Below are 21,780 nucleotides of genomic sequence, written 5' to 3' on the forward strand. Positions count from 1 at the left end.
TTCTTAAAACGACGACAGGAGCCAGCCATGCTCAAGTGGGCACTTATTTTCGCGGTAATCGCAATCATCGCCGGTCTGTTCGGCTTCGGTGGCATCGCAGCAGGCGCCGCCAGCATTGCGAAATTCCTTTTCTTCCTCTTTGTCGTGCTCTTCGTGATCTTCCTGATCCTGGGAGTGATGGCTGGCAAGAAAATCATGAAATAAACACGGGCGGCGCAATGTTGTGCACGACGCGCCTAGACGTCGGGTCACGACAGGCTTGATTGTTGCGCCGCCCTTTGGTCTGCCTCCTGCGACCAGCTCGGCCAGATGTCGGTCTTTCGATCGGATCGCCAGTCGGATTTCCCGCTCGATTCCCGCTCGATCCTCGGCTCCGGCTGATCGGCAAGCGAGTGCCGCGGCGACTGCGGAGGTCACGCAGTCGCCGAGTCAGTTCCACGATGATCGTCGTGGCTGGCCCAAAACTATTACGAGGTCAATCAATGAACGTCCCTGCACAAAAGCTTCCGTCGACGCAAGGCGCCGAGGCAAGCGAGAATGAATTCAAGCTGGATCTTGAGCGCATCCGCGCCCGCGCCCGCGAGCACATGGAAGAAGGTGCCGTGACGCAGAGCTACTCCGCGAATCGCGACGTGGTCATCAAGCTGTTGAACGAGTCGCTTGCCACCGAAATCGTCTGCACGCTGCGTTACAAGCGTCATTACTTCATGGCGAAGGGCATCCACGCCGAGCCGGTTGCAGCAGAGTTCCTTGAGCATGCGGGCGAGGAACAGGCGCACGCCGACTTGCTGGCTGAGCGTATCGTGCAACTGGGCGGTGAGCCGAACTTTTCCCCGGAAGGGATGTTGACGCGCAGCCACTCGCAATACGTGGAAGGTAAGTCGTTGAACGACATGATCAAGGAAAACCTGGTCGCCGAGCGCATCGCGATCGACAGCTATCGCGAGATCATTCATTACCTGAAGGACAAGGATCCGACCACGCGCCGGATTTTTGAAGAAATCCTCGCGCAGGAAGAAGAGCACGCCGATGACATGGCCGACATGCTCGAGCACGACGACCGCGAAGCGCACTGAGCGCGCAGCCATATAGCCTTACAGCCGTACGGCCTCGTAGCGGTCTCGACGCGGCAGCGGCGGGTAGTACGCCGGCGCATGCTGTAGGCGCAACGGCCGGCCACGTCGCCTGCTGCCGCCTCGGCCTAGACGCCCCGCCCAGCGGGGCGTTTTCGTTGGCGACGTCGGGTCGGGCGGCATCGGTCCAGTCGAGACCGTGAAGCAGGCTGACGCGTGCATGGTCGAGCCGTTACGCACACCGGTTAAGCGGTGCGACGAAGGCGCAGGGTCGCGAGCGGCCGCCCGCGCAGCAATCACCGGCCGCAACCGGCAGCGGGTATCCGCCATCCGCTATCCGGCAACGGTCAGCGGTCGCGCCTCCGCGCTGCAACCGTCGCGACGTTCGCCACGGTGCGACGCTGCGCGTATGCCGCATTGCGAAGAGCGCGCCGCGGCGGCCGTATGACGGTGTTGGCCAGGCCGCGCGTCACACGTCGCGAGCGCGGCGAATGCGAGACAGACTGATCCACATCGCACCAAAACTCGCGGCTGCCGCGACCCACATCGAAACATGCGTGGCCCGTGCGTCGAGCAATGCCTCGTTGCCCTGGTGCGTGCTCGCCCAGGCCAGGACGATTCCCACCAGTGCGGCGCCGAGCGACTGGCCAAAGGTTCGCGCGGTCGCGAGCACGCCAGAGGCGGTAGCGCTCCGCGTGCGTGGCGCGCTGCTCAACAGTTCGCGGTTGTTCGGGCTCTGGAAAAAGCCGAATCCCAAGCCGCAGACGAAAGCTCGCCATCCGATGTCGAGCGCCGATGCGTGAATGTCCAGCAACGCAAGCAGACCAAGGCCCAGACTCAGCACCGCCAGGCCGGCGGTCGACAGCATGGCGGGATCGTAACGGTCGGCGAGGCGGCCGGCCAACGGCGCCGCAATCACGATGGCCAGCGGCCAGGGCGTGAACAGCGCGGCCGACTGCAGCGCGGTGAAGCCCATCGCGCCCTGAAACAGGAACGGCAAGGCGATGTAGGCCGTGCCCTGCGCGGTGAACGAGCACAGCGAGGTCAGGGCAGCGAGTGAGAAGCGTGGTGACGAAAAGATATCGAGCGGCAACAGCGGCGTCGCGGTACGGCGCTGCCGTCGCACGAAGATGATGCCAGCGAGCAGCGCGATGACCAGCAAAACCACCGTGCTGGGGCCGTGATGTGCGCTGGCGTCGTTTTGCGACAGACTGTCGACGCCCACCACCAGCGCGCCCATCGCAACGGCCGAGTACAGCACGCTCGGCAGGTCGAGCCGGCTGTGCTTTGGTGTGATACGGGGCAGCGAGCGGTGCGCGAGCCAACATGCAGCGGTGCCCAGCGGCACGTTGATCGCAAACAGCCACGGCCAGCTCAGTGCTTCGAGCAGAAAGCCGCCCAGGGCCGGACCGGCCGCGGTAGCGGACGCGACCGTCAGCGCATTGATGCCCAACGCCGACCCCAGCAGACGCGTCGGGAACACGTGTCGATAGAGCGCTGGACCCAGACTCATCGCGGCGGCGCCGCCCAGGCCCTGCAGCAGACGCATCGCTACCAGCATCGACAGCGTGGTGGACAAGGCGCACGCCAGGGACGTCAGCGTGAAGACGATCAGGCCGGCGACATAGACGCGCGCGTAGCCGATGACTTCGCCAAGCGCCGCGAAGGCGAGCAGCGTCATGGCCCCCGCGACCAGGTAGGCGCTTGCCACCCAGACGGCGTCGGCCGGCGCAACGCCCAACTGATGAGAAATAACCGGTAGTGCAACGTTGACGATCGAGCCGTCCAGCACCGCGATCATCGTGCCGAGAATCAGGGCCGCGGCAGCGAGCCGACGCTCACTGCCCGGCAAGCCTTCGTCGCCGGGGCGGTCGGTAAACAGGTGTTTCATCGTAAGGATGCGGCAGCGGACGGAAGCGGCGATTATGCACCGTTCGAGAGCGGGCGCCCGGCTTGGATTGAATGCGGCACTCACCCGAGCGCCGGCCGTTTAGCTAGGTTGCGGCACCTGACGGCATGCAGTGGCATCTGGCGGCACGTAGCGTCAGGTCGCTGCATGTCGCCGCATGCAGCACGCCCGGTCACGGCATGCCGTGCGCGCCGCTCGGTCGGTGGCCGACCCGCATCAAGGCGCGCATTGCGTGAACCGCGGGGCGCTGCGCCAAGATGGCCAGCGCTGGGCGCGCGGTCAGGGGCGTATGCGATAGGCCGGCGGTGGCAGCGCGGCGGGCGGGCTGCCCGGTGGATCGTGGGCCGTGCTTCGTGTCGGAAGCAGGCTGGACGAGCCGGCGGACGGGGTGGCCGCACCAGCCGGGTTGACCGTCTGCGGTGACGGCGCGGACGCCGCTGCGGGAGTGGCGACGCCGGACGCGGGGCGGGCCGCCAACGCCATGCCAGACGCCGACGCGCCTGCTGCGTGGCCGGGACCGCTGCCGGGAGGGCGCAGGCAGGCCAGCGTGTAACGCAGGCCTTCGTCGAGCAGGGCGCGCCAGACATCCCACGTATGGCCGCCGCCAATGATGCGCAGGGCGGCAGGCTGGTCGGCCCGGCGCAAGCGCGTGTACAGCAGTGACGCTTCTGCCTGGATGGTCAGATCGTCATCGCCCGAAGCAACGAACATCGGTACCTTGCGAGCGCGGGACAGGAACATTTCCCAATGCGCCGGGTAATTCAAACGGCGCCATATCGCCGGATCGTAGCCAGGGTCGCCGAACACGCCCACGTAGCGGGCTGCCGACGTGGTAGGCGGATCAACGGCATAGATCGCCGGGCTCAGTAACATCGCCGAACAGAACATGTCCGGATGGCCCATCGCGTAACGCAGCGCGCCGAAGCCGCCCATCGAAACGCCGCCGATCGCGCGCATGCGGCGCTGACCGCCCACATGGAAGCGGCGCTCGACTTCGGGCACCAATTCGTTGAAGAAAGCGGTCTCGATCGCTTCCTTGCGATCGACATACCAGTCCGTTCCGCCTTGCGGCAACACGATCACGACCGGCGGAATCGCACCTGACGCGATCAAACGTTCGACGCTGGCCTGCAGTCGTCCCGCGCTGAACCAGTCGGACGCGTCGCCGTTGTTGCCGTGTAGCAGATACAGCACCGGGTAGGGGCCGCCGTTCGCTTCGTAGTCCGCCGGCAAGTAGACGAGATACCGCCAGTCCCGCCCCATTGCCGTCGAGTGAACGATGTGGCCCACCACCGTCCCGGTTTGCGCGGCAACGATTTCGGCGCGCGCGGTCTGGCACGCCAAGGCAGTTGCCAAGCCCATCCAGGCGATGCCGGCGATGCGGGCGATGCGGGCGATGCGGGCGATGCGGGCGATGCGGGCGATGCGGGAGAGCGGGCGGCGCGGCCGCGCCCGGGACACGCGCTGCAACGTGCGGCGGACCGCGTCGGGCTTCATCGCGATGACGAGGGCGAGGCCGGGGTCAGCGCGGCCATCACGGCCGGCAGACGGCTCACGGCGACGAGCGTGGCAATCGCCAGCGCGTCCGCCAGCAGCCCCAGCGGCACGTTCAGCCGGCCCCCGGTCAACTGGAACAGCACCGAATCGATGGCAAGCGAAATGACCGCGCCACCGACGAAGCAGAGCGTGCCCTGACGTCCGATCGCACCGACTGCCGGCACCGCATCCGCGAGCCGGGCCGCCCAACCTCGCCGGATCAGGCTACCGACCGCCCACGCGATGGCAGTGAAGCTGATCACGCGCATCCACGCGAGGTTTTGCTTCAGCACGCCACCTGACGCGTGCGGCGAGACGAAGATCACGTAGACCGCGATGGCGCCGGCAACCGCCCAGGCGAGCAAGGTGGCGAACCTGCCATATTGCGATGCGCTGACGTGCTGGTGGATCGGCTGGCAGCGCGCCAGCGCGCCCATCACGAACAGCAACTGCCACGCGAACGGATTGAAGTCCCAGCGCGCGCCGTCGATGCTGGGCAGGTAGCGGTTGAGCCAGGGCGCTGCCGCCCAGGTCGCGACGCTCGCGGCGATCAACAGGCGCGGCCGCCGGTGCGCCAGCGGCAGCACGAACGGCACCGCCGCGGCAAAGAACACGTACATCGGCAGCACGGCCGACAGGTAGGGCTGGCGCTTCAAGAGCAGGATGTCGCGCAACACACGCGCCGGGGACGCGATCAAGCCGTCCAGGTCGCCACGATTCATGTTCGGCGCGTCGATGCTGAAGGCACGCAAGATCGCGCTGGTCAGCAGCATCAGGCCGGCCGTGATCAGGAAGGCACGATAGATCTGGAGTGCGCGGCGCATGAAGCGCTTGCGCGCGCCGGCTTCCGTGACGCGGGCACTGTGCGCCTGGTAGGCAACCGCCGCGGCGAAGCCGCCGAGGAAAACGAAGACCTCGGCCGCGTCGCACAGCGCGAAAGCGTGCAGCGTCGCGCGTGACAGGATGCTGCCGCCGATGTGATCGACCACAATGATCAGCAGCGCGAGACCGCGGAAAAAATCGAGTTCGGCGAACCGTTTGGCTGGAGCAGTCATACGGGCTATGGAAGGCGACGGCTGCCATCAGCGCCGCGCAGGTGTAGGGGACGACATCCGTCCCGCAATGGGCTCACTGGACGGCATTGGCGATGCATCGGGGCGTCGACTGAGCGGTCGCCATGTGCCTTCGATCGGGGTGCCTGAGAACCGGCGACTGCGCGAGCGTTCATTCGCGAGTTCCAGGTTAGGGCTAACCCCTATTATAGAGAGAGGCGTCGGCTGGTGTGCGTCCGCCGCCAGTCCGCCATTGCGAGGGCGCATGAGCCTGAGAACTCATGCGTGCTTGACCCGACGAGCGGCGTGTGCCGTGCGGGCGCTTCAGCTAGCGGGTCAGCGAGTCAGTCGATGACCGCTGCGCCACTGCCGAACTTCGCCCCTGGCGAGATCGAAGACCGCTGTGCCGACGCGCCCAAGCGCGCGATCTTCGAAGCGCCCAAGCGCGATCTTATGCCGCAGGGTGTATCTCCCCGCGGTCGCCGCGTGGGCGGTTGCTGCGCGACTTCCATCCGGCCGCAGGGAACCGCCGCCCCCTGCGGCGCGGACGCGTCATGCCGGCTTGTCGCCGCGGTCCGCAGGGTTCAGCTGCTTGTCGCCCGCCGGCAGCGATGCTTGCTCGGCATTCTCGTTCGGCGTCGGCTCGGTCCACTCTCCGGCCGCCGTGCCCGTGGTGACGACCGCCGCTTCGTTCCTGGGGTCGGATTCGACGCTCGCGTCGTGCGTCAACGAACTGTTTCCCGCGCCGGGCCCAGCGCCGGCGCCGGTCGGCGCAGCGGGGTTGGTCCTTTTTGCGTCGAAGCTGTCTTGCCCGGCTGCAGGACGCGGCACCAGGTCACGGTCGCTTTCGGTTCGGTTGTTCATTGCTGAAAGGCTCCAGGCTTGAAAGGGCAGGCGGACGGGATGTCACGGGAGACGCGTCTTTCGGAATCGGGGCGGCGGCTGGCCTCAGCGATTCGATCAACTCCCGTGTGGTCATTGGACACTCCGCAAGCGGCATGCCTTCGGAAGGCGGGCATACGGATTGCGGGCATGGTCCGTCAGTGATCCAGCGGGACGCCTGCGGGATCAGCCACATAACGAGTGACGACAAGGAGATGCTTCTATGAAACCCACGACGATCAACACGCTTCGCACCGGTGCCAGCGCCGTTTGCACGAGCGCAGCGCTGCTGTTCACGCCGATGCTTTCCGGCGTCGCGATGGCGCAGGACAATCCGCAGGTGGGCAGCCCGTCGCTGTCGGCCGTGGACCAGAAATTCGTCGAGGTCGCGACGCAGTCGAGCTCGACCGAAATCGATACCGCGAAGCTGGCGCTCAAGCAGTCGAGCGACAAGGACGTGAAATCATTTGCCCGCCATATGATCGTCGACCATACGAAGTTGACGGTGCAGTTGAAGGCGGCGGCGCCGAAGGGTGTCAAGGTGCCGAAGGACAACACCGATCCGGCCGTGATTCAAGCGTTGCAGGGGCTCAAGGGCAAGGCATTCGACGAGGCCTATATCAAGCAGGTTGGCATCGAGGGCCACCAGAAGGCGGTCGCCGCGTTCCGCGAGGAAGCGAATACGGGCAACAATGCGGACTTGAAGAAGGCTGCTCAGAAGGCGCTGCCGACCATCGAGGGCCATCTGAAGATGGCGCAGGACCTCGCGGCGAAGAAGGGGGTCGCCCAATAAGTGAGCGTGGGCGCCGCGCATAGCGGCGCACCGCGTGATTTGGAGACAGGGGCGGCCTCGAATGAGGCCGCCCCTGTGCCGTTTCATGGCTGGGCCGGATGGGATAATGCCTCGCCGTATTGCCTCGCCGCATTGTCGCGCCGCATCGCCTCGCCGCATTGCCTCGCTTGCCGTCGCTTGCTCCCTCGATCGAAAGCCTCGTCCAGCGCCGAACCATATTTCTGACTGGATGCCGCGCGCTCCTTGAGCCATTCACAAGCGACAGTGCGGCGGGCGGCCGCGGATCGCGCGACGGAAAGATCAGCCCGGGTCCGAAACACCGCGCGTCAGCCCGGCTTCCGACCGAGTACGAGCGGACCGCACAGTCGGTCGCCACCATTCTGGCAGCAGCCGTCGCACCCGCGTTTCGCAGAATCGCTCGTCGATCAGATAGACGGTGCCGACGTCCTCCCGCGTGCGAATGACCCGCCCAGCCGCCTGCACCACTTTTTGCAGACCTGGATAGAGGTAGGTGTAGGCGTAGCCGTCACCGAACACTGCCTCGTTTCGTTCGCGCATCGCTTCGTTGACCGCGTTGTACTGCGGCAAGCCCAGCGTGGCGACAAAGGCGCCGATCAGGCGGCGGCCAGGCAGGTCGATTCCCTCACCGAAGCTTCCGCCCAGAACGGCGAATCCGATGGTTCGCCCGTCGGCGGCAAAGCGAGCGAGGAAAGCCCGCTGAGCGGCCTCGTCCATGCCCGGCGACTGCGACACGACCGTTAAATCCGGACGTGTCGCCGCCAGTCGCTGCCGGACCTGGTCGAGATACGCGTAACTGCTGAAAAACGCCAGGTAGTTGCCCGGCTCCGCATCGAGCTGCTTGGCGATCAATTCTGCGATCGGCGAGATCGATGCATCGCGCCGTGCATAACGCGTCGACACGTCACCGATCAGCCGGACATCGAGTTGCTGTGCCTCGAACGGCGACGGCACGTCCACGGTCACGGTGTCGGCGGGCAGGCCAAGAAGATCGACAAAGTAATGGCTCGGGGCCAGCGTCGCTGAAAAGAGTGTCGCGCTGCGCAGCGCGGCGAAGCGCGGCCGCAAAAATGGGGCGGGGACGACGTTGCGGATCGTCAGCACCGCACGCGGTTTGGCAAGCCGCGCCTCGACCGCCAAGTTCAGGTCGCACAGCGAATGCTCGCCGAAGCTTTCGGCGAGCCGAGTGAAATGCAGGGCGTCGAAGTAAAAGCGTTGTAGCGCGCTGCCGAATTCCGTTGGGCGCTCTGCGAGCACATCCGCAATGACGGTAGTCAACTGCTGCAAGGCGTCGACAAACGCGCTGGGCGGTTTGTCGAGTTGTGTGTAGTCGTCGGCCCGATCGCGTCGCAACGCGCGCCAGCGGCGTTGCAGCGCGTCGAGCGCCGGCTTGACTGCGGTGGGCGCATCCTGGCGCAAGCGCGCGATGTCGCGCTCATCGAGGCTGGCCGTGTACATGCCGCGCGCGCGGTCGACCAGGTTATGGGCCTCGTCGACCAATGCACACACACGCCACTCGTTGAGCACAATCTGTGCGAACAGCGACGCCGACGAATCGAACAGGTAGTTGTAGTCGCCGACCACCACGTCCGACCAGGGCACGAGCGCCTGGCTGAGATAGTATGGGCAGACCTCGTGCGCCAACGCAATGTCGCGCACGCTGGCCCGATCCAGGGTTGGCGCGTGGCCGGGACGCATTCCGTCATCCGAGGCGTCGATCGCGAATGCGGCCGCGCGTGCCGCGGGCAGCTTGTCGTAGAAGCCACGCGCCAGTGGGCAGGCATCGCCGTGACATGCCCGACCCGGGAACTCGCACGACTTTTCCCGTGCAACGAGTTCGAGGACGCGCAAGGGCAACGGCAACGGCTCGGCAGCGGCGGCCGACCTTGCGCTTGTCTGGCTCGGTTCCGCGGCGTTGCGCGCGTGCTCGCCATGGCGCGCTTCGATCGACGACGCAGGCGGACGCGCACGCAAGGTGCTCAGCGCATCGAGCGCCACCTGCCGTCCGGACGCCTTGGCGGCGAGAAAGAAAACCTTGTCGAGCGACTGACCCGGCATCGCCTTCAGCATCGGGAACAGGGTGCCAAGTGTCTTGCCGATTCCCGTTGGTGCCTGCACCAGCGCGTGTCGAGCACGGACTGCCGAGCGGTACGCGGTTTCGGCCAGCGCGCGCTGGCCGTCGCGAAACGTGCCGTGCGGAAAGGACAGTTGCTGCAAGGCCGCATCACGCGCGACGCGATGCGCTTGCTCATGACCCGCCCAGCACAGGAAGCGTTCGCAGAGGGTCTCGAATGTGTGGCGCAGCGTGGCCGCGTCGTAGGTCTCGACAAAGACCGTTTCCTCCTGGCTGCCAATCTCGAAATAGACCAGCGCGACGCGTATCGTTTCCAGTCCGAGCGTTTCACAGAGCAGCCAGCCATAGACGCGTGCCTGCGCCCAGTGCAGTTGCCGGTGATTGTTCGGCTGTCTGCCCAGATCACCGCGGTAGGTCTTGATTTCCTCGATCTGGGCCAGATCCGGGTCGAAGCCATCAGCACGGCCGCGCACGCGAAGATTCCGATATCGGCCTTGCAGTGTCACTTCCCGCCGATAGTTCGCATGCCGGCGCGCACCGACGGTCTGGTGCCCGGCCATTCCTTCGAGCGCGCTCGGCGACGGCGTGAAGCGCGTATCGAGGTCGCCCGCCTTGGCGACCAGTTCGCACAGCGTGCGAACCGCCACCGTGTAAGCTGCGTCGGCCGACTGGAACGAGCCGGCCGCCAGCACGGCATCGGTAGGCGAGGTGGGTAGAGCGGCAGCGGACATCGGGAGCGCGAAGGAGACGCTGGCGGCGGCAAGCGGCGGTTTTCACCGTCGATGGCGGCCGCGCTGGCGTAGCTGCCAATTGTCGCATATCGACGCTTGCCGCATGCCTTCTGGGCAGCAAACCGCACGCGTGCAAGCAGGAGGCGAACGTAAGGGATGCGAGAGCAGGAGCGGAACGGCCTGCTCCCGCAGTGGCCATCAGCATGGCGCCGCTTTCCACTGCTGGCATCGGCCGAGCGCTGTCACGCGGCAAATGTCATCATGCGCAGAGGCCGCAACGATCTGCGCGAGCGCGCGTGCGCTTGACGCGCAGCCAGGCCAACGAAAGAAACGCATAGAACCAATGAGCCAGACAGACCCGACGGCACCGCTTCCCGATAACCACAAGGCGCTGCCGCAGGCAGCGTGGTGCGCGCAGGCAACGGCGGTCTTCGCTTGCCTGGAAGGGGGCTGGCGGCTCGACCGAGCGATACGCCCGCAAGGTCGCTTCGTCGGCGAAGCGGCCTTCACGAGACGCGCTCCGGGCGTTTTCGATTACGTCGAACGCGGCGTACTACACCTTCCAAACGGCGCGGAACTGGCGGCGAATCGCGCCTACCGTTACGAACTGGCGGATCCGTACATCGATATCGTTTTCGCGGATGGGCCCTCGACGGGCCAACGTTTTGTCCGTCTGGCATGGCGAGCCGATGTCGCCGCGTGGCGCGCCACCGAGCTGCATCTTTGCGCAGCCGACCGCTACGACGTAACGCTGCACATCGACGAACGCGAAGCCTTCACGGTCGATGTCGCGGTGCGCGGGCCGCGCAAGGCGTACAACACGTCGACACGTTTCTCGCGCAACGACGCGTCGCTCTGACCAAGCGCCGCGTGGTCGACGCGTCCGCAGCATGCACTCGGCGGGCGATCGGCGCCACGCACCGGTGTCGCCGTGGAGCGACGCGAGGTGAGTCGCGCTCATTGCGTCGCTTCGTCGTCGAAGATCTGCTCGATGCCGAGCGCGAAGAGCCGGGCAATTGCAAATGCGAGCGGCAGGCTGGGGTCGTAGCGCCCGTTTTCGATCGCGTTGACTGTCTGGCGTGATACACCGAGTGCCTGGGCCAGATCGTTCTGCGACCAGCCTCGCTCGCTCCGCAGCGATTTCAACGAATTCTTCACCGCTAGTCTAGCGGTAGCGTCGGCTACAAAGAACCGATGCAACGATCCACAGTGCGCCCATCAGCGGCCACACCACGAAAAGGGAGAGACGCGGGAAGCCGACGTTTTCGAGAAAACCGTACGAGAACGTCACCAGTGCCGTTCCCGCGAACGCGATGGACAACGACTCCAGTTCGATGCGCCGCTGCAGCTCGTCAATGCGTCGCATGCGTCGCACCACTACCCAGCACACTCCTATGCCAGGCACCATCGGCAGCAGCGCGACGGCGACGCGTGCGAGCTGCGAATCGACCGCCGATGACAGCAGTAGCGTGACGGAGATGGCGAGGCATACAACATACGCAACCATCGCGATGGTCATTTCGCGTCGATATCGGTTCATGTCGGCCGTGCCCCAAGCGCGGAAAACGTCATTGTGCCGATGACTACTGCATATGTAAAGGGTGCTTTACATCAGGGGCAGCGATGTGTATCGCCGCGGGTAGGCGGCCGCATCGGGGTCCGTCGGCGCATGACGCCACCCGTGCCGCAGTTGCGGTAATGCTCAATGCGGTGATTGCCAACCGATCAGGCTTGCGGCCGCCGCGTCTGCGAAGCGTCGCTGCCGGTGCTTGCGAGCAGTGCGGCGGAAAAAGCTTGACCAATGCATGCGCGTGGCCATCGCGCTCACTTCGCAATGCGTGGGTGATTGCTTGGCGACGCGGCCTGATAGGCTGGATTGACGCGTCAATGTGTCCAGCAAGGCACGGCGCGGTGTTCCTTGCTTGTAAGCAAGGATGGCGCTCCGCCTTACTGCCTGAATTGCAGGGCGTGGCGGAATGACGCGTGGCGCTTCGACAACCAACTGATGCGCTATCCCGACCGTTGCAGGTCGCCGTGCCGCGCGGTTGCGCCTGCTAGTCGCGCTTTCCTTGCCTAGGCCGATGCCTAGACCGACGATCCGCTCGCGAGGATACCTTAAGAAGTGTGTCAGAATCGGTTCAAGGGAATGTGCCCCGCAGTTGTTGCCACGGCACCGCGAACAGCGATCCCAGGTACGAACAGCTAGGAGCGCTGAATGCCCACGTCGGAAAAAGCGTCGATTCGGAATTCGACGCCGCCGGAAATCGACTCTAAATACTCAGGCGCAGCAGGCGTGCGGGACCATCGCGACGATATTTTCTTCGCCGCGATCGAAACGACACGCATGCCGATGATCGTCACGGACCCGAGCACCGATGACAATCCGATCATTTTCGCGAATCGCGCGTTTCTGTCGATGACTGGCTACGAACTCGAAGAAATCATCGGCCACAACTGTCGCTTCCTGCAGGGGCCGGAAAGCGATCGGCTGACCATTACGGCAATCCGCGAAGCTGTCGAGGACCGCCGCGAGATCACGACGGAAATCCTGAACTATCGCAAGGATGGGTCGACGTTCTGGAATGCGCTTTTCATCTCGCCGGTCTACAACAAGGAAAAGGAGCTGGTCTATTTCTTTGCGTCGCAACTTGACGTGAGCCGACGCCGCGACGCGGAAGGTGCGTTGTCTCAAGCTCAGAAAATGGAAGCGCTTGGCCAGCTCACCGGCGGTATCTCGCATGACTTCAATAATCTGCTGCAGGTGATGACGGGTCACCTGGATCTGCTCGAACATCGTCTGTCGGTGACCAAGGCCGATACGACGATGGCCAATCGAAGCGTGTCCAGCATTCGCAGCGCCGTTTCGAAGGCGGGCACGCTGACGCAGCAGTTGTTGGCATTTTCGCGCAAGCAACGTCTTGAAGGCCGACCGATCAATCTGAATGCGACCGCCCAGACGATCATCGACCTCGTCGACAGCACGCTGGGCAATGGTGCAGTGGTGCAGACGTCGCTCGCGCAGAACCTCGCCAACTGCCAGATCGACCCGACTCAGCTCGAAGTGGCATTGATCAACATTCTCGTCAATGCCCGCGATGCGATGCCCGATGGTGGCACGATCACGATCTCGACAGCCAACGTCGAGGTGACGCCCGACGATATTTCTGCTTATGCGGGGTTGCACGCCGGCCGCTACGTGTCCATCTCGCTGTCGGATACAGGATCGGGTATTCCGGCTCATATCGTCGACAGAGTGATGGACCCTTTCTTCACGACCAAGGAGGAAGGTAAGGGTACGGGCCTGGGCCTGTCGATGGTGTACGGCTTCACCAAGCAATCAGGCGGGACGACGACCATCTATTCCGAAGTCGGCCTCGGCACCACGGTCCGCCTGTATTTCCCGGCGTCGCAAGAAGTCGCGCGCCTGCCGGCCGAATTGAACAAGAAAAGCGCGGAGCGCGGCGGCAACGAGCGGGTGCTGGTAGTGGACGACCGCCCGGAAGTTGCCGATCTGTCGCGGGAAATGCTCGAAGGGTTGGGCTACACGGTAGCCGTCGCGAATAGCGGTGATCAAGCGCTGCGGCACATCGACGACGTGGTCGCCGATGTACTGCCCGATTTATTGTTCTCGGACGTGATCATGCCTGGCGGCATGAACGGCTTCACGTTGGCGCGGGAGGTGCAGCGCAGGCTTCCGGGCATTCGCGTGCTGCTGACGACCGGGTATGCGGGCGAAAACGACGCCGTCAACTCCGATGCCGGCATCGAGTTCGAGATGCTGAAGAAGCCGTATCGCATATCCGATCTGGCGCGGAAGGTACGCATGGCGCTCGATGGCCCGACCGGAACCAATCTGAAGTAGCGCCGTATCGGACGGTCGCCCTGGACGGACCGGAAGAAGGAATCGTGGCCGCCGTCGCCAGCGGAGCGGGGCAGCCACGGCGCGTCTGTCGGATCCTGACGGCCTACCAGTCAAAGCCCCGCCGCCGTCTCAAGGCTCGTGAGACGTCCGCGAAACGGCTCCAACGATAACTGGCTGTGGCGTCAAGCCTGTGACCCCATTCAATCCAAATTGGGCTCCCCTCGCCGAAGGGATGCGTACCGTCTCCCGGTATCGCCGTATGGTTTTGATGGCCGGGTCCACAGCCGGTTCGAAATCGACTGGGTATGGGAATCGATGCAAGATGCGGTTTGCGGCGGTAGAGAAACTGCGCTCACGCCCCAATCAACTCGCCTCAGTCGATTCGCGCCATTCGCTTCGCCCCATTCGCGTCGCGCCGAACACTCCCCTGTGTCGGGTTTCGCTCGGTCCTGCTCGAACTGAGATCAAATACAAAAAACCTTGGGAAACAAGGTGCGTGCTCGGCATTCAATCAAGAAGCAGGGCTGACGCCGCGGCAAGTTCGAGGTGCGCAACGTCCGCGCCGACCGCGCCGGACTTACAGTTTGAAATTTTTGAGGGATAATCGACGCTGCCACTTGCCGATGGGAAAGGGTATGGCTGGCGGTATGACGTTGTTTGGCTGTTTCTTGAAGCGGAAGAAGTCATGTCGTTGAGAAGCGGCGACGGATTGCAGCAGTTAGTGCATTGGCGGTAAATGCATTTGTTTCAGACAAATGTTGAACCCGGCGCGGCACCACATCGCGATTGGAAACCATGGGCGAGGATATATGCGCATGCTTGGACCCGTTGTGGTAAATGCCCGCAGTTTCCACTTGTCTCCGTTGAATCAATTGCCGCGGACCGGCGACACAACTGAGTGCCCAGCTGCCGTGCGCCTGGGCGCTCACCAAGCACCCCTTCCCGTCGGCACGCTGGCAGTACCGCTGTGTGGCGAATCATCGCGACACACTTTATTGTCACAGCCTTGCCAGCAGGGTGTTTATGGGAGAAGGAAATGCGTTTTCTGTTCGGCCTGTGCCTTTTGTTGTGTTCGACTGCTTCCATGGCGGAACAGTTGACCGGTCGACAGCTTTACGAATGGCTGAACTCATCCGATGAGAAATTGGCAATGGCCGCGAATATGTACATCGCCGGCGTGATGGACGATGACACGCTGCTGCAGGCAGGTGCCATCAAAGGCATGTATCAAGCGAACAACGGCAAGGACATCCGCCATATCTGCCTGCCGGCCGGCACGACGATCGGTGGCCTGAAGGCACCGGTGCTTGAGTTGCTTGAGAAATACCCGAATCTCCGCGCCCAACCCGCCATCGCAACCGTTCGCGTCGCGCTTGCGAAAGCGTTCCCTTGTTCTTCCTGATGGTTCGAGGCACGGGATCCGCCGTTGCGATGGAACAGGTCATCGAACATTTCCGTCCTGGCCTCCGAGACGGCCGCTTTCGCGTAATTCGGGTGACTCGACCGTTAACATCCCTTAGGTCGCTGAATGGCATTGCGCTGTAGGCGATGAGTGTATTGAAGAGCCAGAATGACTCTGTTGGCGCTGGCTTATGGGATCCACGCAGAAACGCACCTTCTCAAACCGTTTGCGCCAGCCGTTTCCTTCCTGCGGGCGTTTCCGTGATCGCGCATGCACTTGCCACACAACAGCAGGAACGGATCCAATGCCACCCGCGAGAGTCCTGTTAACCGCACACCTTGGTGAATGCGAGGCGGTTTCTCTGTAATGCGGCATGCGGCACGCAAAACCTTCAGTGCGCGGCGAGCGGCGCATGATTCCGGTCCTCAACTCTGCCATGTCTATCTCGCTCGAAAGCGTTTTCACGGTCGCACACGTCGGTAGCGCCTTAAGTGGATGAACGGCTGTCAGAAGCAAGCAAGCCAGCGCGTGGCGAGTTGTAGCCGCCTCGATGTTGCGGTCTGGCCCGCCGCTGAACCCTCTTGCCGCATCGAACCGAATAAGGCGGCACGCTGATAAACGTCGTGGCGTCTTTTGCACTACTTGCTAGGCTCTGTCGCTTAGGCGCGCGCGGTCTCCTGCCTACGGAGTTGCCGCGCGCGATGTCCATCGATTGAACGGAGAGGGCCTTGATATTGGCCGCACAGTTCATTGGGCGGCAGCGGATCCTCATGCGATCGCTTATCGGCAATTCTGATGAGCGACGATTCGACCTCGTGGGACGTCAGCGCACTGCCGAGTTGGATATGGAGCCGAACGCGTGAAACGTTGCGCGTGATGGCAGTCCGCCGTTCACTACGATAATGCCTTCATCGCCGCCGGCTGCTGGCTTTACATATGGGAGTCGCAGTCCCTGCGGAAGAAAAACGTTCGGATCGAGTGCGGCAGGAACGTTGGGCTCCCGGTAGACGGATATCGGGCCGCCAACATTGCGTTCGAAAAAGAAAGGACCGTAAAAGGTGCCGCCTTGTATCTGCAGTAACGTCTCGCCGGTATTGGTGCCGCCGACGAAGCTGTTGCCCGAAAACTCGCTGCCGCCATGGCTGACGACATTGTTCAACTGTACCAACGTCGTCTTCGACGAAGGCTTGTATAAGGTGCAATTGCGCACCTTATATCGAAGGAGATCCTTGCTGCTTACCAAGCCGTGGTCCTGGGATTCACCATCGAAGAAGAACCGACAGCCTTCCACAACGATCTCGTGACTCGTCTGACGTGCGTTATTACGGAGGATGCCTTCTACGCTGGTGCGCCCCGCAGCGTTCGGCAACGGAGTGAAGTCACAGTCGATGTAGCGCCAGCCCTCGCCAGCAATTAGCGCCCCGCGCTTGCTGAAACCGGTAAAGGTACAGGCACGTACGGTCGTGCGTAACCCTTGGTCGCCGACGCCGTCGCGATAGCTCGCGCCCTTGTCTGCAGTTGGCGAAAGGAATACTTGGGATGCTTCTATCAGGGTATCGACAGGCCTGTCACTGGGCGTCACGGCTTGTAGTTGGTAAGCACATGCCATGGAGCCGGTTACTTCGATCATATTTCCGATCAACACGTTGTTGTGGGCGCCGCCGTACACCATGACTGCCGCACGCACGGGCGACCAAGCCCCGCCATTCCCCACGCCTTCCGGTCGCGAGTAGACGAGGGTATTGCAGCCGACAACCCCGTGGTTAGTCCTGGAAAGACAAATAGACCACCAGGTGGCGTCGCGCACAGTATTTCCTACAATGACGGCGTTATGCACCGCCTCGCTCGCGATCCCACGTCGCCATGGTCCCCGCGCGAAGTTGCCAACTACAATGCAATGCTTGGCGTTGTAGTCAATCGTTATATTGGTGGCCCGGGTCAACCCTTCGTTGTGGAAAGCAATTCGGCAGTCTTGGTCAGGCGCGGCCTCTGCAAGATTTCCGATCATTATTGTCCCTGAACCCCAGGACACAAACCCGTCGCCTCGGTCCTCGCCAAAGTGGTTGCCAATGTCGTTTCTCGTTCCTGCACCTTGGCAATTGAGCGCTTTGTTGCCGATGAACGAATTGGCATGACACTCGTCGTTGTTCCAAGAGCGCCAGTGGACTGCATACGAATTGATGAAGCCGCTCACCACCCCTTCGGCTACTGTGCAGTGACTGCCCTGGATCTGGATTCCATATGGGCCGTCTCGATTTTGAGCGTTGCTGGGAGTACGGGCAAAGGCATTTGTGATATTTGGCCGATAAATCTGACAGTTGTCAGCGGCGATGGTCAACATATAGCGTCCAATGCCGCTTGCTTCGCTGAGAAGATCCAGTCCACCGAAGTCGCCAAAGACAATCGTCCGGCCGCTCAACCGGTTCACAACAGGCCGGCTGTTGTAACGATGGTCTATCCGCACGACCGGCGCGTTGCTGTCGAACAGTGCTTGGATGAAAGCGGTCGAGTCAGCTTCGCCAGGCGTTGCGCCAAAGTCTTGAGGCGACGGGCCGATTTCTGCAGCTTTGCTGTTCAGTTCTCTATGGACAGCGCCGGTCAGGGTTTCCTGATAGGAGTTGATCACGGATTTCAGCTGACTTACCGATAGCACACGCTCTTGTCCGTGCTGCGCCGCGGGCAGCAAGTCGTCAAGTCCGATCCGCGTTGCGGCTGGAAATTCCGCAAATCGCCCGCTTGTCGGGACGGCGCCCGTCGGCTCCCTCTTGGGCGGAGTCTCGGCTCGAGCAGTGATCACGCTGCCGAAGACCGCGGCGAGTGCCGCGCGTAAAAGACCTCTTCTTCCTTCCATGGCGTCACCTTCGAAGAAAAGCCAGACTGGAGTTGTACCGAAGTTTTCAGAATTGCGCAGAATCTGCAGTTTGACGGAGCACCATGGTACGCGCGGTGCGGTTCCAGTTTTTTCAGAGTGGAGGCGGAATGTAGGCCGCTGAAATGAATCCGTAATAATCGATGCCGATCATGATGCCCTGACATCAGAAACCAGCACGCCACACGGGCGCCCGCCATCCCGCATCGCCGATGCACATTGTGATTCCGATGGTGAGAGCGGCCGCATTCAACAGCTGGCAGCGTGGTTCCGATCGATGATTGCCGCGAGACGGAAAACGTTCACGTGGGCCGGGAAGTCGGTTCGTCCGACGTCTTCTTACGAGTGAGTTAGACAGTACTAGCTGTATCGCGTAATTCGCTGACAGCTGTCATTTGGATGCGGGAAGCTCATTGACTGGAAGACGCAACTCCGCCGGGGGCGACGCGCGCAGTGATATGCATTCAGTTCGCGAACTGGCAAGGGCGAAGGCATGCCTGGCTCGACGCTCGTGATTTTGTGCGAGCGCATCGATACAGTCTCCTCTTACTCTAGGCGGGAGCAGCGCAGTGATGGCAGCGAGATTGCAGCGACTTTTCGGCTTTTCGATGAGAACGCGTCAATGTATCTCGGTTGCGTAAAGCGAAGTGGCCGAGCAGATGCGTATTCCGTCATTTTGACGGTATGCATTTGGGAAGCTCATTCCTGATAGTAAGGCTTGGCTAACGTACGGGTGGGACGCGTTCGACGAACACGATTTCTCGGCTTAACCTGCCGCCCCACGAGGCGGACACGCGCGGACGTCGCCCCACATGCCATGCAGTGATCGTCTCCTCATTGTGCAAAGGATAGAGCGTCGTCCTCGCACGCGAACGCGAGCCATTCGTAACGCCTCACTCCGCGTTGCGTTGAACTTGCAGTTAGTCGGCTGTTCGCTCGAAAGCGCGCCAGCGGGCGTGTCATTTTGCTACGGTACGCCTGGGATGTGGCAATCGCGCTGCACTGGCGTTTGCTTCTTGCCGAAGCGCATTGCCGTCGAGCGCCCCAGTTGGCGCATTAATTGATGAGTGTCCGTTACCGCGAACGCGGTATTCCCAGAACCTGAAGCGAGGTCTAGTTTTCACCGGTTAATCTAAGAGCCAGTTCGCCCCGCGCAGCGCTTCCATTGGAGACCGACCATGAGCGACAACCGAATTCAGGGTTTTACGTTTTACACTGCTGGCGACAGTAATTCGATCACAAAGGGCAATCAGACTACTGCAACAGCCGGAACCTCGAACACCTTCGCTGTGGGAGGCTCGACCGCGTACTCGGGGCTATTGAACGGTACTGTCGTGCTTGGAACCTATCTGGAAGCCGTGCGAGGTAACACTATCGAGTGGACCAATGGTCCGTCGTTGAGCATGACCGACGGGGACAGCTTCAGCTCCAATACGACCTCTCGGCAACAGGCAAGCAAATCGTATGAAATAGCTGCTGGGATCAGCACCAAAGATGAGCCGGCGTGGGACCTGATCAAGGACTCCATGGCATTGATGAAGAAGCTCATCGCACTGCAAGCCGGCCTCAACGCTGCTGTCTCGGCGGCGGATATGGCCACAGGGTACGAGCCGGACAAGGTCGCACGAATTGCTGGGGTGGCGCAAGCTGCGTCGATTGGCGTGGCCAACGGTGCTTTCGCGATTCGCCTTGCTATGCTTGCGACAAAAATCGCCAAGGCCGCTGAAACGCTGGACCATGTCGGCAGCGTCAAGGTGGATACCAATGGCGTCGAAGTCGACGGTACTTTTCCGAGCAGTGTCGGGGCGTTGAACATTATCGAGGAGAGCGTGACACTGTCGCGTGCACCGGTAGTTGCCAATTTGTACCCGAAATCGACATTGGCCTTCACGAACGGTGGTACTGCACTTCAAGTTGGAAGCAAGAGTACCGGAAGCCAGCATGTGCTCAGTGAGCGTTCGCAATCACTGATGTCGTCGTCGCGAAACGTTGAATTCGGCGCTATCAATGTCGCGCCTACGTCGGTTTCCGCGAGCGTCACCAATTCGATGAAAGCGTCTTCGACGCTGACCCTGACGCCCAAGGCCGCTGCTCTCTCGGCAGGACCGGTAGCGACGGCGGGCACCATTCAGGCTGCCGATGGGCAGGTTTCACTCACGGTAGCGATGACGCAACTTCAGCTGACGTCCGAGGCCTTCAAAGTGAAGTGCACCGAAGCGGGAGGCACGGTTCAAGTCAACGGAACAGGTGTCACGGCCGACGGCGTCCTGATCAAACTTGGTTGAAAGATGACCGCGCTGCTTGCGGTAGCCCGAACTCCGCGCAGTATCCCGACGGGCATGCTTTTTCACTCTACGCTGGGCGCAGTCTGCCCGCTCCAGGTTACGGCTGTTGCGACGTGATGCGCGTGATAACCAGCGGGGATGAATCTGTGCGACTTTAAAGGTTTCCGGAGGCGAGTCTGTAGATGGAAGCGCCACTACCTGATAGAGGAGATGCGGACGTGACGTCGCTGGAAAGTCCGTGCATCCTAGGTTCCTGCCTGGCAAATCCTTGCTGAGAGACCCGCTTGATGATCTGTATCTGGACGAGAACTTCGCTATCGCCACCGGCGGCGCGATGGGGTAGCGTCATGGGAAGAGACAGCGCTGCGGGGCGCTGTTCTTCGAGCCCATGCGTGCCAAGCGATACGATGCAGTAAGAGGCGAGAGTGCGTGCGATGCGGAGCGCCGTTATGGTCCATTTTGCTTCGACGGAATAAGCAAGCAAAGACAGGCTGCCGGCCCACCGTGGTCATGCCTGATCGTCGGCTCGTTCATTGGGTAGCTCAAGAAGAACAGGAGTGCCCCTGCCATGACGCTAGCCCAGCCAGCCCGGGTCCAAGAGAAAAGCGCTGCCGACGATCTGTCGTGTCTTGGGAAGGAGGGGCTGTTCGATGCCGGCATTTATTGCGTGGACTCGATTGAACGTCCGGCTCAACACAGCTTCAGATAAAGCGACGGGTTCGCTGAATGCAAGTTCGACCGATTTCGGTGGGCCGACTAGTCGGCCAACGTCATTGCCTCTTACGGCGACAACGCAGAGTTTTAGAAAGGGGCCGGCGCTTCCGCTCAAGTGATGCACGAATGTGATCTGACGCCGGACAACACGCCCTTTCTGACGATAGAAGTGATGGAAAGCGCCTGACATGAGCCGTCTGGGCGGCTTGGTGCTGCTCGGTACGGGCTGTCGCGTGGCGATTCGCGGATGAATCAAAGTTGCTTGAGCCGCGAGACGGAAGAAGCGATGCAGACGGAACAGCCGCGGTAGCACTGGCGTGACGCACCATTTCCGCGAACCCGCTCGGGCCATCCACCAGCGCGTTCGAAACAGTGAGAAAGGTCGGATGCAATCCCCGACGCGTCTCCGCGCCAATGACTGCCGCAACGAGGCGGCAAGCGCAGATGGTCACGGCGATCGAAACTTGAGCCAATCGCTGTATCGTTCGACAATACGCCGTGCTTCGCGCCAGATATTCGTTGAAAGTAGAGCGTCATGGTGCCGGGGACCGGAAACCACAACCCAAGTGTGGGCTGGCTC

14 protein-coding genes and 1 pseudogene are annotated in these 21,780 nt (G+C 62.2%); 7 read left to right on the plus strand and 8 right to left on the minus strand.

The features are described 5' to 3' along the window. Window positions 1-27: 27 nt before the first annotated feature. The gene (locus BLU54_RS12875) at window positions 28-204 is read left to right on the plus strand and encodes a DUF1328 family protein (protein ID WP_091908848.1); all 177 of its coding nucleotides are present in this window, start codon (window positions 28-30) and stop codon (window positions 202-204) included. Between the two features lie 278 nt (window positions 205-482). Then, window positions 483-1,076 carry a ferritin-like domain-containing protein gene (locus BLU54_RS12880; protein WP_091908851.1) on the plus strand — a complete coding sequence of 198 codons (594 nt, stop codon included), beginning with the start codon at window positions 483-485 and terminating at the stop codon, window positions 1,074-1,076. Window positions 1,077-1,542: 466 nt separating this feature from the next. Here the strand turns inward: BLU54_RS12880 and BLU54_RS12885 are convergent, their stop codons facing one another. The 4 genes and pseudogenes from BLU54_RS12885 to BLU54_RS12900 all read right to left on the minus strand — a co-directional run bounded on the left by BLU54_RS12885 (window position 1,543) and on the right by BLU54_RS12900 (window position 6,434). Next, window positions 1,543-2,964, minus strand: a complete 1,422-nt coding sequence (locus BLU54_RS12885; protein ID WP_091908854.1) for an MFS transporter — start codon at window positions 2,962-2,964, stop codon at window positions 1,543-1,545. Window positions 2,965-3,507: 543 nt separating this feature from the next. After that, a pseudogene (locus BLU54_RS12890) lies at window positions 3,508-4,344 on the minus strand (alpha/beta hydrolase); the annotation flags it as partial. A gap of 131 nt (window positions 4,345-4,475) precedes the next feature. Continuing rightward, window positions 4,476-5,573 carry an OpgC domain-containing protein gene (locus BLU54_RS12895; protein ID WP_091908859.1) on the minus strand — a complete coding sequence of 366 codons (1,098 nt, stop codon included), beginning with the start codon at window positions 5,571-5,573 and terminating at the stop codon, window positions 4,476-4,478. A 549-nt stretch (window positions 5,574-6,122) separates the two neighbouring features. Then, a complete protein-coding gene (locus tag BLU54_RS12900) occupies window positions 6,123-6,434 on the minus strand; it encodes a hypothetical protein (RefSeq protein WP_091908862.1) in 312 nt (103 codons plus the stop codon). A gap of 241 nt (window positions 6,435-6,675) precedes the next feature. Between BLU54_RS12900 and BLU54_RS12905 the strand changes: the two genes are divergently transcribed. Then, complete coding sequence (locus tag BLU54_RS12905) at window positions 6,676-7,245, plus strand: DUF4142 domain-containing protein (RefSeq protein ID WP_407919417.1); 570 nt, start codon at window positions 6,676-6,678, stop codon at window positions 7,243-7,245. Between the two features lie 300 nt (window positions 7,246-7,545). Here the strand turns inward: BLU54_RS12905 and BLU54_RS12910 are convergent, their stop codons facing one another. Then, a complete protein-coding gene (locus BLU54_RS12910) occupies window positions 7,546-10,068 on the minus strand; it encodes an ATP-dependent DNA helicase (RefSeq protein WP_091908865.1) in 2,523 nt (840 codons plus the stop codon). 343 nt (window positions 10,069-10,411) lie between these two features. Here BLU54_RS12910 and BLU54_RS12915 point away from each other — a divergent pair, with 343 nt between their 5' ends. After that, window positions 10,412-10,927: a DUF6314 family protein gene (locus BLU54_RS12915; protein WP_091908868.1), complete on the plus strand. Its 516-nt coding sequence runs from the start codon at window positions 10,412-10,414 to the stop codon at window positions 10,925-10,927. A 98-nt stretch (window positions 10,928-11,025) separates the two neighbouring features. Here the strand turns inward: BLU54_RS12915 and BLU54_RS12920 are convergent, their stop codons facing one another. Further along, complete coding sequence (locus BLU54_RS12920; RefSeq protein WP_091908872.1) at window positions 11,026-11,226, minus strand: helix-turn-helix transcriptional regulator; 201 nt, start codon at window positions 11,224-11,226, stop codon at window positions 11,026-11,028. A gap of 7 nt (window positions 11,227-11,233) precedes the next feature. Further along, window positions 11,234-11,608: a hypothetical protein gene (locus BLU54_RS12925; RefSeq protein ID WP_091908875.1), complete on the minus strand. Its 375-nt coding sequence runs from the start codon at window positions 11,606-11,608 to the stop codon at window positions 11,234-11,236. Between the two features lie 675 nt (window positions 11,609-12,283). Here BLU54_RS12925 and BLU54_RS12930 point away from each other — a divergent pair. Both BLU54_RS12930 and BLU54_RS12935 read left to right on the plus strand, forming a co-directional pair. Further along, window positions 12,284-13,930: a histidine kinase famiy protein gene (locus tag BLU54_RS12930; RefSeq protein ID WP_091908878.1), complete on the plus strand. Its 1,647-nt coding sequence runs from the start codon at window positions 12,284-12,286 to the stop codon at window positions 13,928-13,930. 1,036 nt (window positions 13,931-14,966) lie between these two features. Continuing rightward, window positions 14,967-15,332, plus strand: coding sequence for a Rap1a/Tai family immunity protein (locus tag BLU54_RS12935; RefSeq protein WP_139169683.1), 366 nt, complete (start codon window positions 14,967-14,969; stop codon window positions 15,330-15,332). 823 nt (window positions 15,333-16,155) lie between these two features. Here the strand turns inward: BLU54_RS12935 and BLU54_RS23310 are convergent. Further along, window positions 16,156-18,183 carry a right-handed parallel beta-helix repeat-containing protein gene (locus BLU54_RS23310; RefSeq protein WP_139169684.1) on the minus strand — a complete coding sequence of 676 codons (2,028 nt, stop codon included), beginning with the start codon at window positions 18,181-18,183 and terminating at the stop codon, window positions 16,156-16,158. Window positions 18,184-19,379: 1,196 nt separating this feature from the next. Between BLU54_RS23310 and BLU54_RS12945 the strand changes: the two genes are divergently transcribed. Continuing rightward, entirely contained in the window at window positions 19,380-20,486 is a 1,107-nt protein-coding gene (locus tag BLU54_RS12945; protein ID WP_139169685.1) for a hypothetical protein, read from the plus strand. The last annotated feature ends 1,294 nt before the right edge of the window (window positions 20,487-21,780 follow it).

Origin of the sequence: Chitinasiproducens palmae (genome assembly GCF_900095735.1) — a bacterium.
Classification (GTDB): Bacteria; Pseudomonadota; Gammaproteobacteria; order Burkholderiales; family Burkholderiaceae; genus Chitinasiproducens; species Chitinasiproducens palmae.